The organism is Prescottella equi, assembly GCF_020171745.1.
Taxonomy (GTDB): domain Bacteria; phylum Actinomycetota; class Actinomycetes; order Mycobacteriales; family Mycobacteriaceae; genus Prescottella; species Prescottella equi_A.
Genome location: NZ_JAIVAH010000005.1, coordinates 101,206 through 122,932 on the forward strand (window position 1 = coordinate 101,206; position 21,727 = coordinate 122,932).

At 66.9% G+C, this 21,727-nt stretch carries 19 protein-coding genes and 1 riboswitch; of the genes, 9 read left to right on the plus strand and 10 right to left on the minus strand.

Annotated elements, in window-relative coordinates; all coding sequences use genetic code 11:
- Positions 1 to 38 precede the first annotated feature (38 nt).
- The gene (locus LCL87_RS03940; protein WP_225016907.1) at positions 39 to 2,156 is read right to left on the minus strand and encodes a S9 family peptidase; all 2,118 of its coding nucleotides are present in this window, start codon (positions 2,154 to 2,156) and stop codon (positions 39 to 41) included.
- A 1-nt stretch (position 2,157) separates the two neighbouring features.
- On the minus strand, positions 2,158 to 3,042 hold the full coding sequence (locus LCL87_RS03945) for a phosphoribosylaminoimidazolesuccinocarboxamide synthase (RefSeq protein WP_225016909.1): 885 nt from the start codon (positions 3,040 to 3,042) through the stop codon (positions 2,158 to 2,160).
- A gap of 73 nt (positions 3,043 to 3,115) precedes the next feature.
- Between LCL87_RS03945 and LCL87_RS03950 the strand changes: the two genes are divergently transcribed.
- From LCL87_RS03950 to LCL87_RS03990, 9 genes are all read left to right on the plus strand, one after another.
- Positions 3,116 to 3,952, plus strand: a complete 837-nt coding sequence (locus tag LCL87_RS03950; protein WP_225016911.1) for a siderophore-interacting protein — start codon at positions 3,116 to 3,118, stop codon at positions 3,950 to 3,952.
- A gap of 179 nt (positions 3,953 to 4,131) precedes the next feature.
- A complete protein-coding gene (locus LCL87_RS03955; protein ID WP_225016913.1) occupies positions 4,132 to 5,550 on the plus strand; it encodes an MDR family MFS transporter in 1,419 nt (472 codons plus the stop codon).
- Positions 5,551 to 5,571: 21 nt separating this feature from the next.
- Positions 5,572 to 6,186, plus strand: coding sequence for an SMI1/KNR4 family protein (locus LCL87_RS03960; RefSeq protein WP_225016915.1), 615 nt, complete (start codon positions 5,572 to 5,574; stop codon positions 6,184 to 6,186).
- A gap of 129 nt (positions 6,187 to 6,315) precedes the next feature.
- A riboswitch (cobalamin riboswitch) is annotated at positions 6,316 to 6,500 on the plus strand.
- Between the two features lie 31 nt (positions 6,501 to 6,531).
- Positions 6,532 to 7,518, plus strand: coding sequence for an ABC transporter substrate-binding protein (locus LCL87_RS03965; RefSeq protein ID WP_237691715.1), 987 nt, complete (start codon positions 6,532 to 6,534; stop codon positions 7,516 to 7,518).
- Positions 7,515 to 8,573, plus strand: coding sequence for an iron ABC transporter permease (locus LCL87_RS03970; protein ID WP_225016916.1), 1,059 nt, complete (start codon positions 7,515 to 7,517; stop codon positions 8,571 to 8,573). The genes LCL87_RS03965 and LCL87_RS03970 overlap by 4 nt, the downstream gene beginning before the upstream one ends.
- Positions 8,570 to 9,382: an ABC transporter ATP-binding protein gene (locus LCL87_RS03975; RefSeq protein WP_225016918.1), complete on the plus strand. Its 813-nt coding sequence runs from the start codon at positions 8,570 to 8,572 to the stop codon at positions 9,380 to 9,382. Before LCL87_RS03970 ends, LCL87_RS03975 begins: the two co-directional genes overlap by 4 nt.
- The gene (locus LCL87_RS03980) at positions 9,379 to 10,131 is read left to right on the plus strand and encodes a (2Fe-2S) ferredoxin domain-containing protein (protein ID WP_225016920.1); all 753 of its coding nucleotides are present in this window, start codon (positions 9,379 to 9,381) and stop codon (positions 10,129 to 10,131) included. The genes LCL87_RS03975 and LCL87_RS03980 overlap by 4 nt, the downstream gene beginning before the upstream one ends.
- The gene (locus LCL87_RS03985; protein WP_225016922.1) at positions 10,128 to 10,418 is read left to right on the plus strand and encodes a SelT/SelW/SelH family protein; all 291 of its coding nucleotides are present in this window, start codon (positions 10,128 to 10,130) and stop codon (positions 10,416 to 10,418) included. The genes LCL87_RS03980 and LCL87_RS03985 overlap by 4 nt, the downstream gene beginning before the upstream one ends.
- A 148-nt stretch (positions 10,419 to 10,566) precedes the next feature.
- Complete coding sequence (locus tag LCL87_RS03990) at positions 10,567 to 11,991, plus strand: aldehyde dehydrogenase family protein (protein WP_225016924.1); 1,425 nt, start codon at positions 10,567 to 10,569, stop codon at positions 11,989 to 11,991.
- Positions 11,992 to 12,353: 362 nt separating this feature from the next.
- Here LCL87_RS03990 and LCL87_RS03995 read toward each other — a convergent pair whose 3' ends face one another.
- The 8 genes from LCL87_RS03995 to LCL87_RS04030 all read right to left on the minus strand — a co-directional run bounded on the left by LCL87_RS03995 (position 12,354) and on the right by LCL87_RS04030 (position 21,698).
- Positions 12,354 to 13,868, minus strand: coding sequence for an MFS transporter (locus tag LCL87_RS03995; protein ID WP_225016926.1), 1,515 nt, complete (start codon positions 13,866 to 13,868; stop codon positions 12,354 to 12,356).
- A gap of 306 nt (positions 13,869 to 14,174) precedes the next feature.
- Positions 14,175 to 15,053: an alpha/beta hydrolase fold domain-containing protein gene (locus LCL87_RS04000; RefSeq protein WP_064059690.1), complete on the minus strand. Its 879-nt coding sequence runs from the start codon at positions 15,051 to 15,053 to the stop codon at positions 14,175 to 14,177.
- A 32-nt stretch (positions 15,054 to 15,085) separates the two neighbouring features.
- Complete coding sequence (locus LCL87_RS04005; protein ID WP_081263920.1) at positions 15,086 to 16,018, minus strand: NAD-dependent epimerase/dehydratase family protein; 933 nt, start codon at positions 16,016 to 16,018, stop codon at positions 15,086 to 15,088.
- A gap of 129 nt (positions 16,019 to 16,147) precedes the next feature.
- Positions 16,148 to 16,942: a hypothetical protein gene (locus LCL87_RS04010; RefSeq protein WP_064059689.1), complete on the minus strand. Its 795-nt coding sequence runs from the start codon at positions 16,940 to 16,942 to the stop codon at positions 16,148 to 16,150.
- A 45-nt stretch (positions 16,943 to 16,987) separates the two neighbouring features.
- Positions 16,988 to 18,829 carry a flavin-containing monooxygenase gene (locus LCL87_RS04015; RefSeq protein ID WP_225016928.1) on the minus strand — a complete coding sequence of 614 codons (1,842 nt, stop codon included), beginning with the start codon at positions 18,827 to 18,829 and terminating at the stop codon, positions 16,988 to 16,990.
- A gap of 69 nt (positions 18,830 to 18,898) precedes the next feature.
- Complete coding sequence (locus LCL87_RS04020; protein ID WP_064059688.1) at positions 18,899 to 19,360, minus strand: VOC family protein; 462 nt, start codon at positions 19,358 to 19,360, stop codon at positions 18,899 to 18,901.
- Between the two features lie 44 nt (positions 19,361 to 19,404).
- Positions 19,405 to 20,295 (minus strand): cyclase family protein, encoded by an 891-nt coding sequence (locus LCL87_RS04025; RefSeq protein ID WP_225016930.1) that lies wholly within the window; start codon positions 20,293 to 20,295, stop codon positions 19,405 to 19,407.
- A gap of 377 nt (positions 20,296 to 20,672) precedes the next feature.
- Positions 20,673 to 21,698, minus strand: a complete 1,026-nt coding sequence (locus LCL87_RS04030) for an alcohol dehydrogenase catalytic domain-containing protein (RefSeq protein ID WP_225016932.1) — start codon at positions 21,696 to 21,698, stop codon at positions 20,673 to 20,675.
- Between the last annotated feature and the right edge of the window lie 29 nt (positions 21,699 to 21,727).

Consider the following 21,727-nt stretch of genomic DNA (forward strand, 5'->3'; position numbering starts at 1 on the left):
CACCTTCCGGTGCCCGCCCCGCGGTGGTTGTCGTGTCGCTACACGGCGCCGGCCGTGTCGAGCACCCACGCGTACTCGAACGCGACTTCCTTCCACTTCTCGTACCGCCCGCTGACGCCGCCGTGTCCGGCGCTCATCTCGGTCTTGAGCAGCAGCGGCGCGTCGCCGGTCTTCGTCGAGCGCAGGGCCGCCACCCACTTCGCGGGCTCGACGTAGAGGACCCGGGTGTCGTTGATGCTGGTGATCGCGAGGATCGCCGGGTAGTCCTTGGCCTCGACGTTCTCGTACGGGCTGTACGAGCGCATGTACTCGTACACCTGCGGATCCTCGAGCGGGTTGCCCCACTCGTCCCACTCGATCACCGTCAGCGGCAGATCCGGGTCGAGGATCGAGGTGAGCGGATCCACGAACGGCACGTTCGCGAGGATGCCCGCGAACAGTTCGGGGGCGAGATTCGCGACCGCACCCATCAGCAGACCGCCCGCGCTGCCGCCGTCGGCCACCAGCTGCCCCGGCGTCGTACGGCCCTCGTCGATGAGATGCCGTGCACACGCGACGAAGTCGGTGAAGGTGTTCTTCTTGGTGAGCGTCTTGCCGTTCTCGTACCAGTGCCGGCCCATCTCGCCGCCGCCGCGGACGTGCGCGACCGCGAAGACCATCCCGCGATCGAGCAGCGACAGCCGCGCCACCGAGAACGCCGGGTCCATGCTGGCCTCGTACGACCCGTAGCCGTACAGCAGCGTCGGGGCCGGGTCGCCGCCGATCCCCTTGCGCCGCACGATCGAGAGCGGGATGCGGGTGCCGTCGTCGGCGACCGCCCACTCGCGGTGCTGCTCGTAGTCGGCCGGGTCGAAACCGCCGAGCACGGGCTGCGACTTACGCAGCAGCAGTTCGCCGGTCGCGAGCTTGTAGTCGTACACGCGCGAGGGCGTGATGAACGACGTGTAGCCGATCCGCAGCGTCGGCTGGTCCCATTCCGGGTTGGAGCCGAGGCCCACCGAGAACAGTTCCTCGTCGAACTCCATCTCGGTGAGCTCGCCGTAGCCCTCGGGGGTGAGCGGCCAGATCGCCAGCCGGGTGAGCACGTCGCGCCGGTAGCTGAGCACGAGGTGATCGGCGAACGTGTCGATGTCCTCGAGTCGAACGTCGTGGCGATGCGGCACAAGGATTTCCATCGCGCTCGGATCGTCCACCGGCGCCTGCGCGAGCACGAAGTTCTCGGCCTTCTCGCCGTCGACCACGTCGTTGTGCAGGATGAGGAAGCGGTCCTCGCCGGCGATCACGGCGTGCTCGGCCGAGTACTCGACACCCTCGCGGCGCGGCAGGATCACCCGGAACTCGCCCTCGGGGTTCGCCGACTCGAGGATCCAGCCCTCGGTGGTCACCTTGGACCCGAGCCAGATCATCAGGTACTTCTCGCTGCGCGTCGAACCGACCGCCACCCAGTAGCGATCGTCCGGCTCGTGGAAGACCTGGACGTCCTCGTCCTGCCCGGTGCCGAGCTTGTGTCGCCACACCGTGTCCGGCCGCCACGACTCGTCGACGGTCAGGTAGAAGATGTGCTGGTGGTCGATCGCCCACGTCGCGCCGGGCGCGGTGTTCGGGATCTCGTCGGCCAGCAGTTCACCGGTGACCAGGTTCTTGAACCGCAGTGTGTAGCGCTCGTCGCCGATCACGTCCACCGAGTACGCCAGCAGCGTGCCGTCGTGGCTCAGCGAGAACGCGCCGACGGAGAAGAACTCGTGTCCCTCGGCCTCGACGTTGCCGTCGAGCAACACCTGCTCGCCCTCGATCGCGGTGTCCGCGGACAGTTCCGGCGGCGTCCAGTCGTCCGGTCCGGAGATGGGGCATCGGCAGTTGACGCCGTACTGCTTGCCCTCGATGGTGCGTGCGTAGTACCACCAGTCACCCAGTCGCGTCGGAACCGACATGTCGGTCTCCTGCGTACGCGACTTGATCTCCTGGAAGACCTTTTCCCGCAACGGCTCCAGGTGCTCGAGCTGCTGCGCGGTGTACGCGTTCTCCGCCTCGAGGTACTCGATGACCTCCGGGTCCTCCTTGGCCCGCAGCCACTCGTAGTGATCGACGAACGTGTCCCCGTGATGGGTCCGTTCGAGGGGCACCCGCTTGGCTACAGGCGGAGTCAGCGCGGTCATCTCAGCCCACCCAGTCCTCGAACGACAGGCCCGAGATGCGCTCGTACGCCTCGATGTAGCGGGCGCGGGTCGCGTCGACGATGTCCTGCGGCAGCGCCGGTGGCGGCGTGTCCGACGCGCGGTCCCACCCGGAGGCGGGGCTGGTGAGCCAGTTACGGACGAACTGCTTGTCGAAGCTGGGCTGCACCTTGCCGGGCTCGTAGCTGTCGGCCGGCCAGTAGCGCGACGAGTCGGGCGTCAGCACCTCGTCGGCGAGCACCAGGTTGCCGTCGGCGTCGAGACCGAACTCGAACTTGGTGTCGGCGAGGATGATCCCGCGGTCCCGCGCGAAGCTGGCGGCACGGAAGTAGATGTCGAGGGTGTCGTCGCGCAGCTTGACGGCGAGATCCTGACCGACCTTGTCGATCACGGTCTGGAAGTCGATGTTCTCGTCATGATCGCCGAGGTCGGCCTTGCTCGCGGGGGTGAAGATCGGGTCGGGCAGCTGGCTCGCCTCGACCAGGCCCTCGGGCAGTTCGACGCCGCACACCGCGCCGGTGCTGTTGTAGTCCGCCAGGCCCGAACCGGTGAGGTAGCCGCGGGCCACGCACTCGACCGGGAGCATGTTCAGCTTGCGCACGACCAGCGCGCGACCGAGGACCTCCTCGGGGATGCGCTCGTCGAGCGGATCGCCGGCGAGGTGGTTGGTGCCGCCGAGCTTCTCGAAGAAGAAGACGCTCATCGCGGTGAGCACGCGGCCCTTGTCCGGGATCGGCGTGCTGAGCACGTGGTCGTAGGCCGAGATCCGGTCACTGGCGACCAGCAGCAGGTGCTCGTCGTCGATCGTGTACAGATCGCGGACCTTGCCGCCGGCCAGGTGGGTGTAGGACTCGAGTGAAGGACGCACGTCCTCAACCCTATCGGTCCCCCGAATCGGCGCACCCCACCACACACGTCTGCTCCATTACTGTCTGCAGAACATGGCTTCTTATGATCAACTTCCCGCCACGATCGCGGTCGCGTCGGTGCGCGACATCACGCCGAACATGCGTCGCGTCACCTTCTCGGGAGCCGGCGTCGCTGCGTACGCCTCGGACGAGACTCGCGTTCCCAACATCAAGTTGATCTTCCCGAACCCCGAAACCGGTGTCCTCGACCTGCCCGTGGTGAACGACGACGGATCGCGCCTGCAGTGGCCCGACCCCGACGTCCGCGGACGGGTCCGCACCTACACGGTGCGCCGTCTCGACCCGGCCACCGCCGAGATGGACGTCGACTTCGTCCGGCACGGCGACGAGGGCCTGGCCAGTGCCTGGGCCGAGCGGGCGCGGCCCGGCGACACGATCGGCGCCGCCGCGGGTGGTGGAGTGACGGCCCCGGTCGCCGACCGGTACCTGATCGTCGGCGACGAGACCGCGCTGCCCGCGATCGGCCGCATGCTCGAGCGTCTGCCCGAGGCGGCCGTCGGCACCGTGTTCGTCGAGGTCGACGGTCCGGCCGAGGAGCAGGACCTGATCGCCCCGGCCGGACTGGAGCTCGTCTGGCTGCACCGCGGCGGTGCCCCCGCCGGCACCACGACGCTGCTCACCGACGCCGTCAAGAACCACACCTTCCCCGACGTGCCCGGTGAGAAGGTGTTCGCCTGGGTCTCGGCCGAGTCCGCCGTCGTGCTCGATCTGCGTCGGCACCTCCGTAACAACGTCGGCATGGACCGCAAGGCCACCCTCGTCATCGGGTACTGGAAGCGCGGCGTCAGCGAGACCGGCTACGGCAAGGCCGCCGACCACGACCGCGACTTCACCGAACACGACGACTGATCCCCTCCCTCCCGCGTTTTGCGCACTTATCGCGCAATTTCGGGCCCCGAAATCGCGATAAGTGCGCAAAACGCGAGGGTCGGCGGGGCCGGGAACGAGGCGGGAACGCCGCGGGAATAGGACCCCACCAGAGATCGTTAGCCATGTTTCGGACTTGACTATCGATCTTCAGGAGAGTGATGGCGACCGAGACCGCCGCGAGAGCATCGGTGGGACTGCGTTCGGAGCGCGGACCGATTCTGCTGTCGCTGATGCTCAGCACGTCACTGGTCGCGCTGGACAGCACGATCATCGCGACCGCGGTGCTCACGATCGTCGGCGACCTCGGCGGCTTCACCCAGTTCCCATGGCTGTTCTCGGTGTATCTGCTGGCGCAGGCCGTGTCGGTGCCGATCTACGGCAAGCTGGCCGACGTCTTCGGGCGCAAACCGATCATGTTGTTCGGCATCGCGGTGTTCGCGATCGGTTCGCTGCTGTGCGGTCTCGCATGGAGCATGCCGGCGCTGATCATCTTCCGCGCGATCCAGGGCCTGGGCGCCGGCGCGGTGCAGCCGATGAGCCTGACGATCGCCGGCGATATCTACACCGTCGCCGAGCGCGCCAAGGTCCAGGGCTACATCGCCAGCGTGTGGGGCGCGTCGGCGGTGCTCGGTCCGACGCTCGGCGGCGTGTTCTCCGAGTACCTGTCGTGGCGGTGGATCTTCCTGGTCAACCTGCCGCTGTGCGCGATCGCGGCGTGGATGTTGATGCGTAACTTCGCGGAGGAGAAGGTCACACGGCGCAGTCGCATCGACTACCCCGGCGCGATCCTGCTCACCGGCGGCGCGGCGCTGATGATCCTCGGCCTGCTCGAGGGCGGGCAGGCGTGGGAGTGGGTCTCCCCGGCCGGCATCGGCGTGTTCGCGGCCGGGGCGCTGCTGCTCGTCGCGTTCGTCGTCGTCGAACGCCGGGTGGCCGACCCGATCCTGCCGCTGCACATGCTCACCCGCCGGGTGCTGGTCGCGAGCAGCCTGGTCTCGCTGTCCGTCGGCGCGATCCTGATGGGCCTGACGTCGTACGTGCCGACGTTCGTGCAGGGCGTCCTCGGCACCGGCGCCCTGGTCGCGGGCTTCGCGCTCGCGGTCCTCACGATCGGCTGGCCCATCGCCGCGTCGCAGGCCGGACGGCTGTATCTGCGCGTCGGGTTCCGGACGACCGCGCTGATCGGCAGCGCCCTCGTGCTCGCCGGGTCGGCGCTGCTGTTGCTGCTCGCCGACGGCTCACCGGTGTGGCAGGTGGGCGCGACGTGCTTCGTGATCGGCTCCGGCATGGGCCTGATCGCGACGCCGACGCTCATCGCGGCGCAGTCCAGCGTGGACTGGAGCGAGCGCGGCGTGGTCACGTCCACCAACATGTTCGCGCGCTCGATCGGCAGTGCCGTCGGCGTCGCGGTGTTCGGTGCGCTCGTCAACTCCCGCGTCGGTGGCGCCGCCGAACCCGACCCGGCGGATCTCTCGGGCGCGATCCACCTCGTGTTCGTCGGCATCCTCGGTATCGCGGTGCTGCTGACGGTGTCGTCGGCGCTGATGCCGCGCGCGGAGAAGACGCGCGCGGACTGATCCGGCGGCTAGATTCGGGCGATGACGCTCACCGAGGCTTGGTCGGCCTACATGTCGGTGCTCCGAGAACTCGCTCCGGCGACCGCCGCATCGATTCGACCTCCTCGGTCCCCTCTGGATCGAGAAGACGCCGAACGCGCCACGACCACGTGGACGGACGAGGTGCGTGAGTTCTACGCCCTCCACGACGGACAGGACACGGACGGACAGGACACGGCAGGAACCGCGCTGCCGAACCTGATGCTCCTCTCGCTCGACGAGGTGGTGACCGCGCATCGACCGTGCCGGGAGTCCCTTCACGACACCGACGACCTCGATGCCGACTGGCCCGCAATTGCCCGCGGACAGCAGGCGGGCGAAATCGCCCACATGTTCCTCGATGCGTACGTTCCGTTCGCCGAGGACGGCGCCGGCGACTACCGGATCGTCGACACCCGTTCCGGTGAACACCGCGGCTGCGTCCGCGCGTTCGGGTGGGAGGGCGCCGACGAGGTGGGCCCGCAGTTCCCGTCACTGGCCGAGTACGTCGATTCCGTGCGCCGGAGCCTGGAGACCGGCGAGGAGCATTCGTATCTGGTTCCGAGAGTCGAGGACGGCGTCCTCTTCTGGGAGGTCGACGACTCCGGTCGCATCTGACGACCCTCGCGGGCATCGGCGACGACGAGAGCGTCCACGGCATTCCACTGGCGGATTCACCTTCGCTCTGGACAGCTGAACGGGATCAACCCGACAAGGCCGACCAAAGCCCGGATGTCGGTCGTCTATTCTTCACGATGTCGTCACGGTGTTCGGGAAGTCCGGTAGAAGCCGGCGCGGTACTCGCCACTGTGGGCAGGTACGTCGACTACTAGGGGTTCGACCCCAGCCACTGGGTGCACATGCATCCGGGAAGGCGTAGTCGGCGGTTATCCCTGCCGAGCCAGGAGACCGGCCGTGACGCATACCTGCACGTTTTCCACGAGTCATGGAAGGCGGGTCGCTTTGCGTACCCCTATCTCTCGCCGAGTCATCTCCACGGCAGCGGTGTCGATCGCCGCCGCTCTCACCCTCACCGCGTGTGGAGGATCGTCGAACGACGACGCCGACACCGCCGCGATCTCCCTGCAGAACTGCGGGCGCACCGTCACCCTCGGCGGTCCGGCCGAGCGGGCCGTCACCCTCAACCAGGGCGCCACCGAGTCGGCGCTGTCGATCGGTGCCGAGGGGCAGATGGCCGGCACCGCATACCTCGACGACACCATCGCCCCGCAGTGGCAGGCCGCGTACGCGCAGGTTCCGGCGCTGGACGAGAAGGACTACCCCAGCCGCGAGGCGCTGCTCGAGACCAAACCGGACCTGGTGTTCGCGTCCTACTCGAGCGCGTTCGACGACAAGGCCGTCGGCTCACAGGAATCGTTCGACGAACTGGGCATCGCCACGTACGTCTCGCCGTTCGGCTGCCAGGACAAGTCGAAGCGCCCGCCGGTCGCGTGGGATTCCATCGCCACCGAGATCACCGACTACGGCACCCTGTTCGGTCGCGAGACCGAGGCCGACGCCGTCGTCGCGCAGATGCGCGGCACCCTCACCGGCATCGAGTCCGCCGCCCCGGCGAAGGGCAAGACGATCTTCTGGTACGACAGCAACACCGACACCCCGTACGTCGGCGGCAACGCGGGCGGCCCGCAGCTGATCATCGACGCGGTCGGCGGCACCAACGTGTTCGCGAACTCCAATGGCGCCTGGCTGGACGGCAGCTGGGAGACGGTGCTGGCCGCGAACCCGGACGTCATCGTCCTGGCCGACGCGTCGTGGGACACCGCCGAGGAGAAGAAGAACTACCTCCGCAACGATCCCGCGCTGAAGGACCTGAAGGCGGTGCGCGACAACGCGTTCGTCGTGGTGCCGTTCTCGGCGAGCACGCCCGGTCCGCGCCTGATCGAGGGCGCGTCCCTCGTCAGCGAGCAGCTGGGCGGCGGCCGGGCATGAGCGTGACGACCCGGGTCCCCGCCCGGGTTCGCACGACGACGGCCACCGGTTGGTCGGCGACGCTGGCCGTGTTGCTCGTGCTGAGCTGCGCGGCCGGCGTCGCGATCGGCGCGGCCGACCTGTCGATCGGCACCGTGGTCGAAGCCATCGCCGGACGCCTCGGCATCGGACCCGGCACCGATCTGCTGACCACCCACATCGTCGTCGACCTGCGGCTGCCGAGAGTCCTCGCCGCAGCGCTGGTCGGCGCCGGGCTGGCGCTGTGCGGGGCGGTGTTGCAGTCGCTGACCGGCAATGCGCTGGCCGATCCCTACCTGCTGGGCATGTCCGGCGGCGCCTCGCTGGGCGCTGTGCTCGCACTGACCGCCGGTGTCGGGACGATCGGCTTCCTCGGCCTGAGCGCGGTGTCGGCGGCCGCGTTCGTGGCCGCACTCGGCAGTCTGCTGCTGGTGTTCCTCATCTCGACATCCCGCTCGGGTGCACTCTTGCCCGGACGTCTCGTCCTCGCCGGTATCGCGGTCGGGCAGTTCGCGGCGGCCGTGACGTCGGCGCTGGTGCTGCTCGGGGACCGCGACGCCGCGCACCGGGTGCTGCAGTGGACGCTCGGCTCGGTCGCCGGGGTCCGCTGGTCCGGGCTCGCCACCATCGCGGTGGTCGTCGCGGTCACCACCGTCGTGATGCTCGCGCACGCGCGAGTGCTGGACTCCTTCGCGTTCGGCGAGCGGGCCGCCGCGAGCCTGGGCACCGACGTCGAGCGCTCCCGCTGGGTGCTCTACGGCGTGGCCTCGCTGTGCACCGCGGCCCTCGTGGCGCAGGCCGGGGTGATCGGGTTCGTCGGACTCGTCGTCCCCCACGCCGCCCGAATGCTCGTCGGCCCGTTGCACGCTCGGCTGCTGCCCGTCGTGGCTCTGGTCGGCGCGGTGTTGCTGGTGTGGGCCGACATCGCGGCGCGCACCGTCCTGCCGGGACGCGAACTGCCGATCAGCATCGTCACCGCGGTCGTCGGCGTGCCGGTGTTCGTCCTGCTGCTACGGCGTCGAGGGGCCCGCGCATGAGCCACCACTCCCCCGAAATCCGCGCCGAGAACGTCACGTGGTCCGTGGACGGCACCACGATCCTCGACGGCGTCACCTGCCACGCGCCGTCGAGACGGGTCACCGGACTCATCGGCCCCAACGGCTCCGGAAAGACGTCGCTGCTGTCGGCGATGGCGCGGCTCGTCCGCCCCGACCGCGGACGCGTGATGGTCGGCGACGAACCCGCCGCCGACATCAATCGCCGCGAGTTCGCGCGGACCGTGGCTCTGGTGGAACAGCATTCGGCCACCGAACTGGAACTGACGGTGGAGCAGATCGTCGAACTCGGCGCGATCCCCCACCGCGGCGGCTGGGCCCGGCCCGCCGCCGTCGGGACCGCCGACGTGGTGACCGCGAGCCTGGCAATGGCCGGGATCACCGAACTACGACACCGCCTGTGGCAGAGCCTGTCCGGCGGCGAGAAGCAGAAGACCCAACTGGCGCGGGCGTTCGCGCAGTGCCCCTGCGTGGTCCTGCTCGACGAACCGACCAATCACCTCGACGTCTCCGCGTCGCTCGAACTGCTCGACCTGATCCGCGAGCGCGGATTGACGACCGTCGCGGCGATGCACGACCTCAACCTCGCCGCAATGTACTGCGACCACCTCGTGGTCCTGGACGGCGGCCGTGTCGTCACCGAGGGCGCGCCCGAGGAGGTCCTCACCGAAGAACTACTCGCCGACGTCTACGGGATCGACGCGATCGTCCAGCCGCACCCACGCACGGGACGACCGATGGTGGTGCTGTGCGGCACGACCGGTGCCGCAATCGAAAGGCTTTCCTCATGAACACCATTCAGCACAATCGCTGGGTGATCGTCACCGCCCCCACCGATCGCGGCGACGACCCGCGCGACCAGGTCAGCGCCGCACTGCGGGTGCTCGCGGAGCGCCACCCCGACACCGCCTTCCTCACCGCGGTGCTCGGCGGATCGGGGACGTCGGTCACCGGCGCCCTCGACGAGGCGGCCGCGTCCGGGGCCACCGAGATCGTGGTGGTGAGCGCGCAGACCGTACTGGACCGCAAGATCGACGCGTGGTTCCGCCGGGTCATCGGGCACTGGCTGCGCGAACGCGGCGCCGACGCGCCGGACGTGCGTCTGGCGCCGCCGTTGTCCGACACCACGAACTACGCCGATCTGCTCGACGCCGCGATCACCGCCCCGGCGACACCGGCCCGCACCACCACCGCGCCCCTGACCTCGCCGGCGTGGGACGAGGTGCCCGGGTTCGCGCGGCACGTGCTGGTGTGCCGCGGCCCGCGGTGCTCGGCGCGCGGCGGACCGGAAACCGCAGAGGCCCTGGACAACGCGCTCGAGGCCCGCGGCCTGGGTGACGACGACGTCCTCGTCACCCAGACCGGCTGCATGTTCCCGTGCTCGCAGTCGCCCGTCGTCGCGGTGTACCCGGACGACACGTGGTACGCCTCGTTGACCGCCGACCGCGTCGATCGGTTCGTCGACGAGCACCTCGTCGAGGGGCGACCGGTCACCGAGTGGCACGGTGTCCGACGCGAATCTGCGATCCTGGAGGCATGACCACCGCCGCCCGCGTCACCATCACGTACTGCACACAGTGCAACTGGCTGCTCCGTGCCGGATGGATGGCCCAGGAGTTGCTGAACACCTTCGGGACCGAACTGGGCGAGGTGGCAATGATTCCCGGTACCGGCGGGATCTTTGTGGTCACCGCCGGCGATACGGTTGTGTGGGATCGCAAGCGCGACGGCGGTTTTCCCGACATCGTGACGCTCAAGAAGTTGGTGCGCGACGCGGTCGTCCCGGACCGGGATCTCGGGCACGCGGACCGCGCGCGGGGCGACTGACCTCGAGGGGTTGACGGTCGCCCGCTCAGCGACCACGCTGGATCACAGGCATGTTCGGGCGCTCCACAACCCGTGAACCGGCCGACCCCCGTCGCGCGTCGGCCGCAGTGAGACAGCTGTGCATACGCACGATGGAGCTGAGGCAGTCATGACCACGCACCAGGTAGACACCGGCGCAATTGATTCGGACATCACGGACGCAGACGCAACCGCCGGAGTCGTCGACAGACTCCGAAAGGTGCACGCGAGCGGGCGCACCAGAAGCGCCGAGTGGCGGATCGAACAGCTGCGCGGCATCGAGCGCATGTTGGAAGAGCGCGAGGACGAAATCGTCCGGGCACTGGCGGAGGATCTCGGGCGCGACCCGTTCGAAGGCTGGATGACCGACATCCTCGACCTGAAGATCGAGGCCCGGCACGCCCGCAAACACCTGCGACGATGGATGCGCAACCGGCCACAACTGCTGCCGTTGGGACAAATGCCGGCGTTGGGATGGGTGCAGTACGAACCGCTGGGCGTCGTGCTCGTCATCGGAGCGTGGAACGTCCCGGTGCTGGTCACGCTCGGACCGCTGATCAATGCCGTGTCGGCGGGGAACTGTGTGGCGGTCAAGCCGTCGGAACTCGTCCCCGCCTCGTCGCGTCTGCTGGCCCGCCTGCTCCCCGAGTACCTCGACACCGAAGCTGTCGCGGTCGTCGAAGGTGACGGTCGCACCACGCAGGCCCTGCTCGCACAGGGTTTCGATCATGCGGTCTTCACCGGCGGCACCGAGATCGGCCGGAAGATCCTGGCCGGGGCCGCGCCGCACCTGACGCCGGTGACCCTCGAACTCGGCGGCAAGGACCCTGTGATCGTCATGGAGGACGCGGACCTCGCCGTCGCCGCCCGCCGGATCGCCTGGACCAAGGTTTTCGCCTCCGGGCAGGCCTGTCTCGAGGCCGACTACGTCTTGGCGGCGCGTACCATCCGGGACGAACTGGTCCAACAGTTGGTCCACAGCCTCGAGGAATTCCGTCCGGAGGGATCCCCGCCGGGCCTGCGCATCGTCAACGAGCGCCAGTTCGACCGACTGGCCGGGTACCTCGCCGGTACCGGGGCGAGGGTTGTGTACGGCGGCGGTTCCGATCGAGCCTCGCTGACGGTCGAGCCCACTGTTCTGGTGGACCCGAGCCCCGACGAACCGATCATGCGGGAGGAGATCTTCGGGCCGATCCTGCCGGTACTCGCTGTCGACTCGTTGGACGAGGCAATCGAATTCGTGACGGCACGACCGAAACCACTCGCCGCCTATATCTTCACGAAGTCGCCGCGGACTCGTCGCCGGTTCCTCTCCGAAATCAGCTCCGGCGCAGCGGTGGTCAATCATCTCGCCATCCACGTCGTGGCACCCCAGCTCCCACTCTGCGGCGTCGGATACAGCGGCATGGGCCGATACCACGGCCGGTGGGGTTTCGAGACCCTCAGCCACCGGAAGGCTGTGCTGGTCAAGCCGTTCCGCCCTGATCCCCGCTTCGCCTACCCGCCCTACGGCAACCTGGCGCGCAAACTGATACGGCGGCTGTACCGGGGCTGAGAAGTCCGACGTGGATCGCGTCGGGACTGACGACACTCGTTGTCCACCAAGTTGACACAGTCCGGTTCAAGCTGACCGATCGACCTCCTTTCGGTGTGCCATACGCTCGCTCGCGGGCAGCTGAGCTACGTACTGACCAACGCCGGGTATAGGGCAATGCCAATTGCCGGCTTCACGACTTGCCGATAGCTGACTTCATGTCTCCGTTGAGATTCCGCCAACTTGGCGAGTCGGCGAGGTCGTAGAACTGGCCGCCGATAGTCTCGCGCAGCGCGTCCTGGTCGCCGCCTCGGATGATCCCGTAGGACTTCCGAGTGCCCAACGCGCAGCGGCCGTCGACACCTATGGTTGGTGCGACTTGGTCAGCCTGCAGCGGGCGCTGGTGGACGTACAGCCGCGGTGAGGTCGACATCGTCAACCTTCGCCGCCGGAACCGTCAGTTGAACGATGTTGCGCGGGACAAGGAGTACCGCGATGAGGCTGGTGATCGCGATACCGGCAGACATGATCCATGCCAGGTGCATGCCCGTCGCCGAGTACAGCGGAACGCCGTCGGCAACCCGAGCAACGTTCGAATTCAAGACGATGAACACGACAACGGGCAGAATTGCACCCATCACGGATTGACTGGTTGCGACGATGCTTGCCGTAGACGCCTGCAGTTGCGGTGGCACGGTCTGGATCTGGAGGTTCGGAATGGAGCTGTAGGCCAGACCAGTTCCGAGGCCGGTGATGATTGCGCCCACCAGAACGATCCACCTGGTGTCCATCCCTGAAAGGACTACGAACGCACCCGTGGCCAGCAGCGTGGCACCCACTGCAAGGAGGATGCGCGGGGTGAGTCCGCGGCCGATCATCACACCGACGAGAACACCGCCGATGACTTGCGCGACACCGAGCGGCGATTGAATGAGCGCGAAGCCTCGGGCGTCGACACCGAAACCGTACCCGAGGCCCAAGGACGCGGATGTCATGCACATCAACGGAAGGATTGTCGAGCTCACCGTCGTGGAGCCGTACGCCGTACCTGCGGCGATCGCCGTCAGGCCGATTGACCGACGGGTCAGCAGTCGAAGATCGATCAGCGGCTCACTGATGACCGTCGCGGAGTAGATCCAGAGAGCGATCAGAACGGCGCCGAGGAGCAACAGGCCCAACGTTTTTCCCGATGTCCATCCCCAGTCCACACCGAAACTCACCGCAACCAGGATGGCTCCGATGGCACCACCCAGCAGCGCAGCACCGATCAGGTCGATCTTGGACCGAAGGCGGTACGTCGACTCGTCCGTCGAGAGCTTGATGCAGATTCCCGCCACGATCAGGATGATCGTGAAGAACCAGAAGAGCGACCGCCATCCGTAGTCGTCGATGAGCCAACCTGTCAGAAATGGCGTCGCGATGCTGACAATGCCCATGCCGCTGGTGGCGAGGGCAACCGACATGGCGACCGTCTTCGCCGGGTAGACGTCGCGAATGAGTGAGTATGTGAGGAACATGCACGATACGAGCAAGCTCGACATCGCTCGCCCGATGAGTAGCAGCGCGAAGTTCGGGGCCACTGCCGAGACGAACGAACCGGCGGCCGCGACGAAAACGCAGATGAGCAGGACGCGACGTTTGCCGACCATGTCGGCGACCTTTCCCAAGGTGGGACTGATCACCGCGGCAATCAGGAGGAAGGCGGTCTGGACCCAGCCTCCCTGATCGGTGTGAAAGTGAGTCATGATTGCCGGCAGCCCAGTCGAGATCATGCTGGCGTTCATGGTGAGTGCTTCGAGAAGTACGACGAGCGATATCAGAGACGAGATCAGTCGGAGAGACCAACCCTGTTCAAGGGCCTGGGGCTCGGGGGCGCCAGTTGATGCGCTGTGTGCCATCGATGTTCCTTACACTCGTAGGTGAAGTACCTCGTGAGAATCGCGTTGTGGATATGCCTCGGGCCGGCACGGTGAGAGAGCCTGGTGCGTCCCTGTCCATTCGGCGCAGCTCGACAGAACCGGCGGCCCTGTCCGTCCGAACGCCGTCGGGCCACTGATCGAGATCTCGGATGCGGCGTGTGAGTGAGACCATGACGGCAAGGGTGTCCATCGCGTCATGTTGCGCACCAGGAAAGTGCGAGAAATGAAATATGGTGATCGATTCGCGGCCGATGGCTTCCCGGGTCCCGTAATGCGACCGCCGCACTAGGGCTGTTCGGTGGCCTTGCCGGCTTCGATCGACCGGACGAACCGGGCACACGACTCGATGGAGGCGATGGAGACGCCTCGATCGGGGTAGATCAACGGCCACGTATGTCCCTGATCCGCAATCACTTCCAGCGTGCATGTGACGTTCACGGTCGCGAGCTTCCGCGTGAGTCCGAGAGCGTCGCCGACCAGCGCCTCGTGGCCGCCGACCTGGATCAAGGTGGGCGGGAAGCCGGTGTGGTCGGCCAGCAACGGTGAGACCAACGGGTCGCCCGCGGGGGCTCCCTGGAGATAGTCGTCCCGCGCCGACTCCGCGTTCGCCAGCGGAAAGAAGACGTCGGTCGCGGTCTCGTAGAACGGTGACGAGCAGTGCAGGTCGAGCCACGGCGACAGCAGCATCAACCCGTCGGGAGCGCGTACGTAGCCGGCGCCCACGGCGACGACCACCGCCGCGGCCAGACCGGCGCCCGCCGAATCTCCGGCGACGACGATCGGCCCGGACGTCGTCGACGCGATCTCCTCGTAGACCGCGAGGGCATCGCGCAGTCCGGCTGGGAACGGGTTCTCCGGCGCGAGCCGATACCGCGGTACGACAACCGTCGCCCCGGCGCCCGCCGCCAGCTCCGCGGCATAGGCGTTGTACGCCTCCGGACTGCCCATTCGGTATCCGCCCCCGTGAAGGTAGAGGACGGTGGCGCGGTCTCCGGCGCGGATGGTTCGGCACGGTACGCCGGCGAGGTCCGTATCACCCGCCGTGACCCCCAGCGCGGTGTCGATTTCGGTTGCGGCGAACTTCGCACGGCGTTCCAGCAGTTCGGGGCTCGCCGGTCTACCGCCCCGCTCGGCGGGCAGCGAATCGTGCAGTTTCGTCGGCATGTATTCTCCCGCAATTGTTTACGAAGCGATGATCACGAGGGCGCGATCTCGACGAGCTTGTCCGGATGGCGAACTGCGATTGTCCGGCGGAGACCCTCACGCCAGTCCACCGTGCACGGTCCCGTGATGGACAAGCGCCGACTCGTGTCCGCGATCGAACCCCGCAGTGTCCCCTCGATCGGAACCACGCCGACGGTCGCATCGACGCCCATCAACTCGCCGGCGTATGTCGCCCACTCCTGGACGCTGACCGGTTCGTCGCCGGCCCAGTTGACGATGGTTGCGGGAACCGTCGCCGCTTGGAGCAGGCTGCTGACCTGGCTGTTGATATCGTCTTCGAAGATCGGGCTGTACATGCACGGGTCCCAGCGCGTGGTGACCTGTCGTCCGGCGGCGATCGCGTCGACGTGCAGGGCGGGCAGGCCGCCGTTCGGTCCATACGATGCGTTCATACGCGCAATCGTCACCGGCACTCCGAAAGCCCGCGCGGCGAGGCGCGCGGTCGCCTCTTGGCCGATCTTCGACACCGAGTAGGTGGGGCTGTGAGTGCTGTTGCACTCGCCGAGCGGCGATTCCTCGGTGAACACGTACATCGGGTCTTCCTGCGGGCGGTAGACGGAATGAGTCGACATCACCAGCGCGCCGCGCGCATTCCGGCAGTGCTGAAGCAGCAGCCCGGTGCCTTCGGCGTTGTCGCGCAGAGCCGTGTCGTAGTCCCAGCCCGGAGCTTGATTCGCCGCCAGGTGCACGACGTAAGTGAAGTCCGTTGGGAGGTCTGCGAAGTCGCCGCTGCCGACATCGCCCTTCACCGGGGTGATCCCCACGTCGACGAGCCGCTGCCGGTCTTCCGGCTTGCTGAACCGCGCCAGTCCCCAGACCTCGTTGTCCGCGCCCAGCTCGCGCGCGATCGGGAACGCGATCTGCCCGGCCGCTCCTGTCACCAGGATCTTCTCACCGCTCAGCATTCTTCACTGACCTCACAGATGTACGGGACGAGTACCGGCTCGTCGTGTCTCGGATTCGCCGCGCCCGATGATGAGCGCGAGTGCAGATACGGATGCGCGGGCACAACTGCGCCCGCGCATCCGCGATGATCACCAGAGTTGATCGGTGTACTTGTCTGTTCCGACCTCGGTCGGAACGAACGGCGACGCGAAGGTGACTCGCCCGGCACCGGACTCCTCGACGGCGGCGGCGTAGTCGACGATGTGCTGCCAGCTCTCGACCGGATCGCCCTCGAGGAAGCACAGCTGCATGATGCGCTCGGTGGTTCCGCCGTCGTTACCCATCTTCATCGGCACGTTGTGATCGGCGGGCCAGGGCTTCATCCGCCAGCTGCTCACCAGGTCGACAGCACCGGTGCCCAGTAGCGCCTTGACCGGTACGCCGTTGATGGTCTCGATGGCGGCAGTGCGATCGACGCCCTCGGCCGGCTCGATCATCACCGTGACGAGTCCGCGGTAGTTGTGGTCGAGCGCGAGTTCGAGGGGCACGCCGTCTGCCTGCGCCGAGACGTTCGAGTCCGGCAGATACTGGCTGGTGTGCACGTGCTCACGTTCGGGGAAACCACGGCCGGCGGCGTACAGCGCGCCGACCTGGGTGCGGGCCCATGCCTCGGCATCTTCCATCTCGGGCTCGTGGACCCAGTACGTCGCGAGGTACGAGCCGTCCTCGGTCTTGGTCGCGACCGGACCCGTCTCCGGGAAGCGCAGATCCTTGAGGTGCTTCGGCGCGACCCAACGGCGCCCGGCGAACCAGCCGGGGCCGATCATGCAGCCCGCGTAGATGTGATCCCGCTCGTACCAGCGGTTGTAGGCGACTTCGTGCCCGCGCGTGGGGTCGACCATCGTGAAGAGCATCTGGCCGATCTTGACCGGTGCCTCCGTCATCTTCTGTCTCCTTGGTAGTGATGAATGCTTGTCGGCAGCACGGACTCAGTGCGAAGTGACGAGGCCTTCGAGCCTGCCGTCCCCGCGCCATTTCTCGAGCAGTTCGAAGTACTGGAAGCCCGGCACGTAGACACCGGACACCAGCGGGTTTCGCGCGTCGGCGATCTTTCCTTCGTTGTTGTAGAGACCGGGAGTGCAGGTGAGCAGCCAGTCGGTGCGGGTCGCGGTCTGATCGCTCATGACCTTGCCCCACGCTTCCTCGGCTTCGGCCGTCGGCTCGATCGTCCGCGCGCCCGACGAGACGCACTGGTCGATCACGTACATCATGTGGGCCGCCTGCTCGTCGATCAGGTGGGCGATGTTCGTGATGGTCGCGGTCTGCGTGAAGCCGAGCAGGAACAGATTCGGGAAGTCCTTCGACAGGAATCCGTGCAACGTGCTGATGCCATCCGCGAATTTCTTGGAAAGCCGGTTTCCGTTGCGGCCGAGCACGTCATAGCCCGCCTTGTCCGTCCACGTGCGTCCGCCCTGGAAGCCGGTCGCGTAGACGATCAGGTCGAACTCGCGTTCCTGACCGTCCGCCACGATCCCGGTCTCGGTGATCCGCTCGATCGGAGTGCTCGCCGTGTCGACGATGTCGACCGAGTCCTTGTTGAACGCGAGCAGGTACTCGTCGCTGAAGCCCGGACGCTTGCACATCGTGCGGTAGTAGGTCTTGAGCTTCTCGGCCTTCGACTTGTCCTCGACGACGGCGTCGACCCGGTCGCGGAGCATCTCGTTCCACTCGTAGTCCGAGCGTTCCAACGCATCGACGTACTGCTCGAGGGTCGGATTGTCCCCGCCGGCCGAGTACACGGCGTCCATCTGGTACTTGGCGAACTTGACCCAGCCGTCGTCGACGTCGCTGACCGTGGCACGGTCCTGCACGCACTTGTCGAACGCCGCGCGGCGCTCCCGCTGCCATCCGGGCTCGAGCGACTTGAACCAATCGACGTCCGTCTGTGCGTTCTGACGCGGCATCACCTGCGTGGGCGTGCGCTGGTAGACGACGACTTCGTCGGCGTACTCCGCAAGCTGTGGGATCACCTGCAGGCCGGTAGCGCCGGTGCCGATGATCGCGACCTTCTTACCGCGCAGACGGTCGAGGTTTCCGCTGTCGTCGCCACCGGTGTACTCGTAGTCCCAGCGGCTCGTGTGGAAGCTGTGACCAGCGAAGGTTTCGATTCCGGGGATGCCGGGCAGATGCGGACGCATGAACAGACCGCTCTGAGTGGCGACGAAGCGCGCCCGGAACTCGTCGCCGTTGTCGGTCCGGACGATCCAACGAGCAGCGTCCTCGTCCCACTCCATGCCGGTGACACGCGTCTGGAACAGGGCGTGGTCGTACAGACCGTACTTCTGAGCCACTGACTGGCAGTAGGCGAAGATCTCGCTGCCCCGGACGTACCGCTCGGTGGGAACGTAGCCGGTCTCCTCCAGGTACGGCAGGTAGATGTACGACTCGACGTCGCATCGGACACCGGGATACCGGTTCCAGTACCAGGTTCCACCGAAATCGCCGGCGACGTCCAGGATCTTGTAGTTCGAGATCCCGATCTTCTCGAGCTCGATGCCTGCGGTCATCCCCATGAACCCGGCACCGACCACGAGCACGTCCAGATCGAGTGACATCGGACCCGACTCGCGCGGACCGTCGATGTGCGGATCGGCGTCGAACTCCGAGAACTTTCCGATGAAGTCGATCGCCTGGAACTGGTCGGCGCCGTCCTTCGTCAGCCGCTTGTCGCGCTCGGCCGCATACTTCTCGCGGAACAAGTCCAGCCGATCGACCTTGCGGGAGGGGACAAAGGAATGAGGATCGGAGATACCGACATTTCGTTCGTTCATGGGGTGAGTCCTAAAGGGAGTCTTTGTGCGTGGTGACGGAGCCGAGGTCTCGTTCGACGTGGACCGAGCTCACCAAGCAGTGCCTGCGGGGATGAACATGAACTCGACCCGGTTGCCATCGGGATCGGCGACGAAGACGTACTGCGCGGCCTGAGGATCGTCCAGCCCGACGCGAGTGTCGGGCACGAGCGTGCCGCCGAACTCCACCATCGCCTCGGCGGCGGCATCGATGTCGTCCGCGAAGAACGACAGATGGGTGAGTCCGAGATTGTTACGACGGTGGTGGGGCTTGCCGATCACGCCGGGCTTGCTGTACGCCAACAGCTCGAACCGCAGCCCGCCCTTCTCGATAATGGTCGCGGTGAGGCTGCACGGTGCGTCAACCTCGGGGATCTGCTCGTCGAGCTCGTAGTGAGCCACCTCGGTGAATCCGAGACCGTCGCGGTAGAAGCGCAGAGCGCGCTCCAGATCCGACACACAGAGGCCGACGTGCGACGAGCGGTAGGTACTGGCAGCTGCATTCTGAGTCATTGTGGCGATTCCTCTCGATCCGAATCAGTGGGTGGTCGGGGCGATCAGCCGACAGCGACCGGGGTGACGGGGCTTGCGGTACCGCCGGTGATGTCGAGCGCTCCGATGGTGAGCAGGAACTCGTGGCACTTGTCCGCCGCCAGTTCCTCGAGGTGAAGGTTCTCGACGAGATGGATTCCGTTGTCGACGAGCAGCACGATGTGTCCGCCGAGGTACACGTCCTGATCGAACGGGATCGCCTCGACGGCCGAGTTGTCCGACCCCACCAGCGCGACATCGCATTCGGCGAGGTACGTGGCCGCATCGATGCCGATCCCCGGCTGGGGAAGCAGCTCTCCCTGCGACTGCATGAAATCCGCGAGCCATCCGGTGCGGATCAGCACGAGGTCGCCCGGGGCGAGGGTGATGCCCTGCTGGTCGAGCGCCTGCGCCAGCTCCTCGCGGGTGATCACATGCCCGGCGGGTAGAACGTCGACGCCCTTCGACGCCGCGACGTCGATGAGCACACCGCGACCGACGATCGGATCGACATTCTCGATTCCGCACTTGTCGGCGCCGGAGTACGGGCTGACCCCGTCGTGCGGATGGCCGTTGTAGATCTTGTACTCGGAGTACACGTGGCACAGCGCGTCCATGTGAGTCGAGGTGTGCGAGGGCATGATCAGCTGATCCTCATGGGCGCCTACGCCCGGAACGCCGCCGTTCGCACGTGCCATCGCCTCGTCGCTGTGATTGGTCATCGTCAATCGCTGTGGAGTGCCGCGGTACTCCATGTTCGGAACGCCGGAGCGCTGGATCGGGATGCCGAGGCTGTATCGCTTGCCCGTCCGAGGGATTCGCAGAGCCGCCAGCACGGTTTCCTGCGTCAGCAGATTGAGCGCACCCTTCTCGTCCGATTCGCCCCATCGCCCCCAGTTCGACTTGCGTGCACTCACATTGGCTCCTTGTTCGTCGATCATGTCGATCTTCCCGGCGATTGTTTCCTGGCGAAGTTGGCGCCTTCACGCGCCTCTCGCACAGCGGGACTTTGATATGAGTGGGGACACCCGAGCGGGGTCACCGTGACCAGAGTCACTGTAGCCAGTGGCTACCGCTTCGTCAACAGTTTCGCAGCCCGCGCCGACGGGGACAGTGCAGCTCGACTGACAAGGACGGCCGGCACACCCGTTCCGGGGACATGAGCTCGCCGCATCCGTCGACGAACTCCTCTGCAGCCGCCAAGGATCACCTGAGTACTCAAGCGGGCCAACACGATTACGGATCCTCCGGCGGTAGTCATCGGCCTGCTCGTCCGACGCGCTCGGCCGCCGATTCAGGTACGAGCGAAATCGATCACGGCACGGCCGCGCAGTGAGCCGTCTCGAAGCTTGCCGTAGGCCGTCTCGATGTCGTCGGGTGAGAACACCTCGACCGGGCTCTGGATCATTCCACGCCGAGCCAGCGCCATCACCGATTCGAGATCGCTCACGGTCGATCCCTGATATGTGAATACCTCGCCGTCACGCGGCAGCAGGTGGAACCACTCGCCGGGCGTCGCGAGACGCCCGCCGCCCGCACCGACCAGACCATACTTGCCGCCGGGCCGCACGGCGGCAATGCCGGTCGCGATGGTCTGGTCGATCCCGACGAAGTCCAGGAGCGCGTCGGCCCCTCGGCCGTCGGTCAGCTCGCGGATCCGATCGAGAGTCGAGTCGTTCACGCCCTCGAACGTCTCGTGGGCACCGAGTTCTCGCGCCATTGCGAGCTTCTCCGTCGACATGTCGACGGAGACCACGAAGGCGGGACTCACGACGCGGAGGAACTGGATGGCAAAGGATCCCAACCCGCCCGCACCGAACACGACGACGGTCGACTCAGGCGTCAACGATCCCCGGATGCGGTCGACCCCGTGGTAGGCGGTGGAGCCCGCATCGCCGAGCGGAGCGGCGTGGATCGGGTCGAGCCCGCCGAGCGGCACGATGTCACGTGCATTCTTCACGAGCACGAAGTCGGCCAGTCCGCCGTCGTCGCCGAACCCACGGCCGGAGCCTGCCTTGCTGCAGTTGTTGGGGGCGCCGCGCAGGCAGTACCAGCACCGTCCGCAACTGCTCGCGGGCAGGACCACGACGGGCTCGCCCACGCTCAGATGATCGACGCCCTCACCCAGTACCGCAACCTCTCCAGCGATCTCGTGACCGAGACTGAACGGGAACTTCCACCCAGCCGGTTCGACCGCGGCCGCAGGCATCTCCTGCATGTCGAGATCGGAACGGCACAGTCCGACGGCGGACACCCGAAGCACCACCTCCCCCGGGCCCGGAGTCGGCTCGGGAGCGTCGTCCCATGTCGGTGCAGTCAACGGTGCCATTATCCGGAAAGCGCGCATTC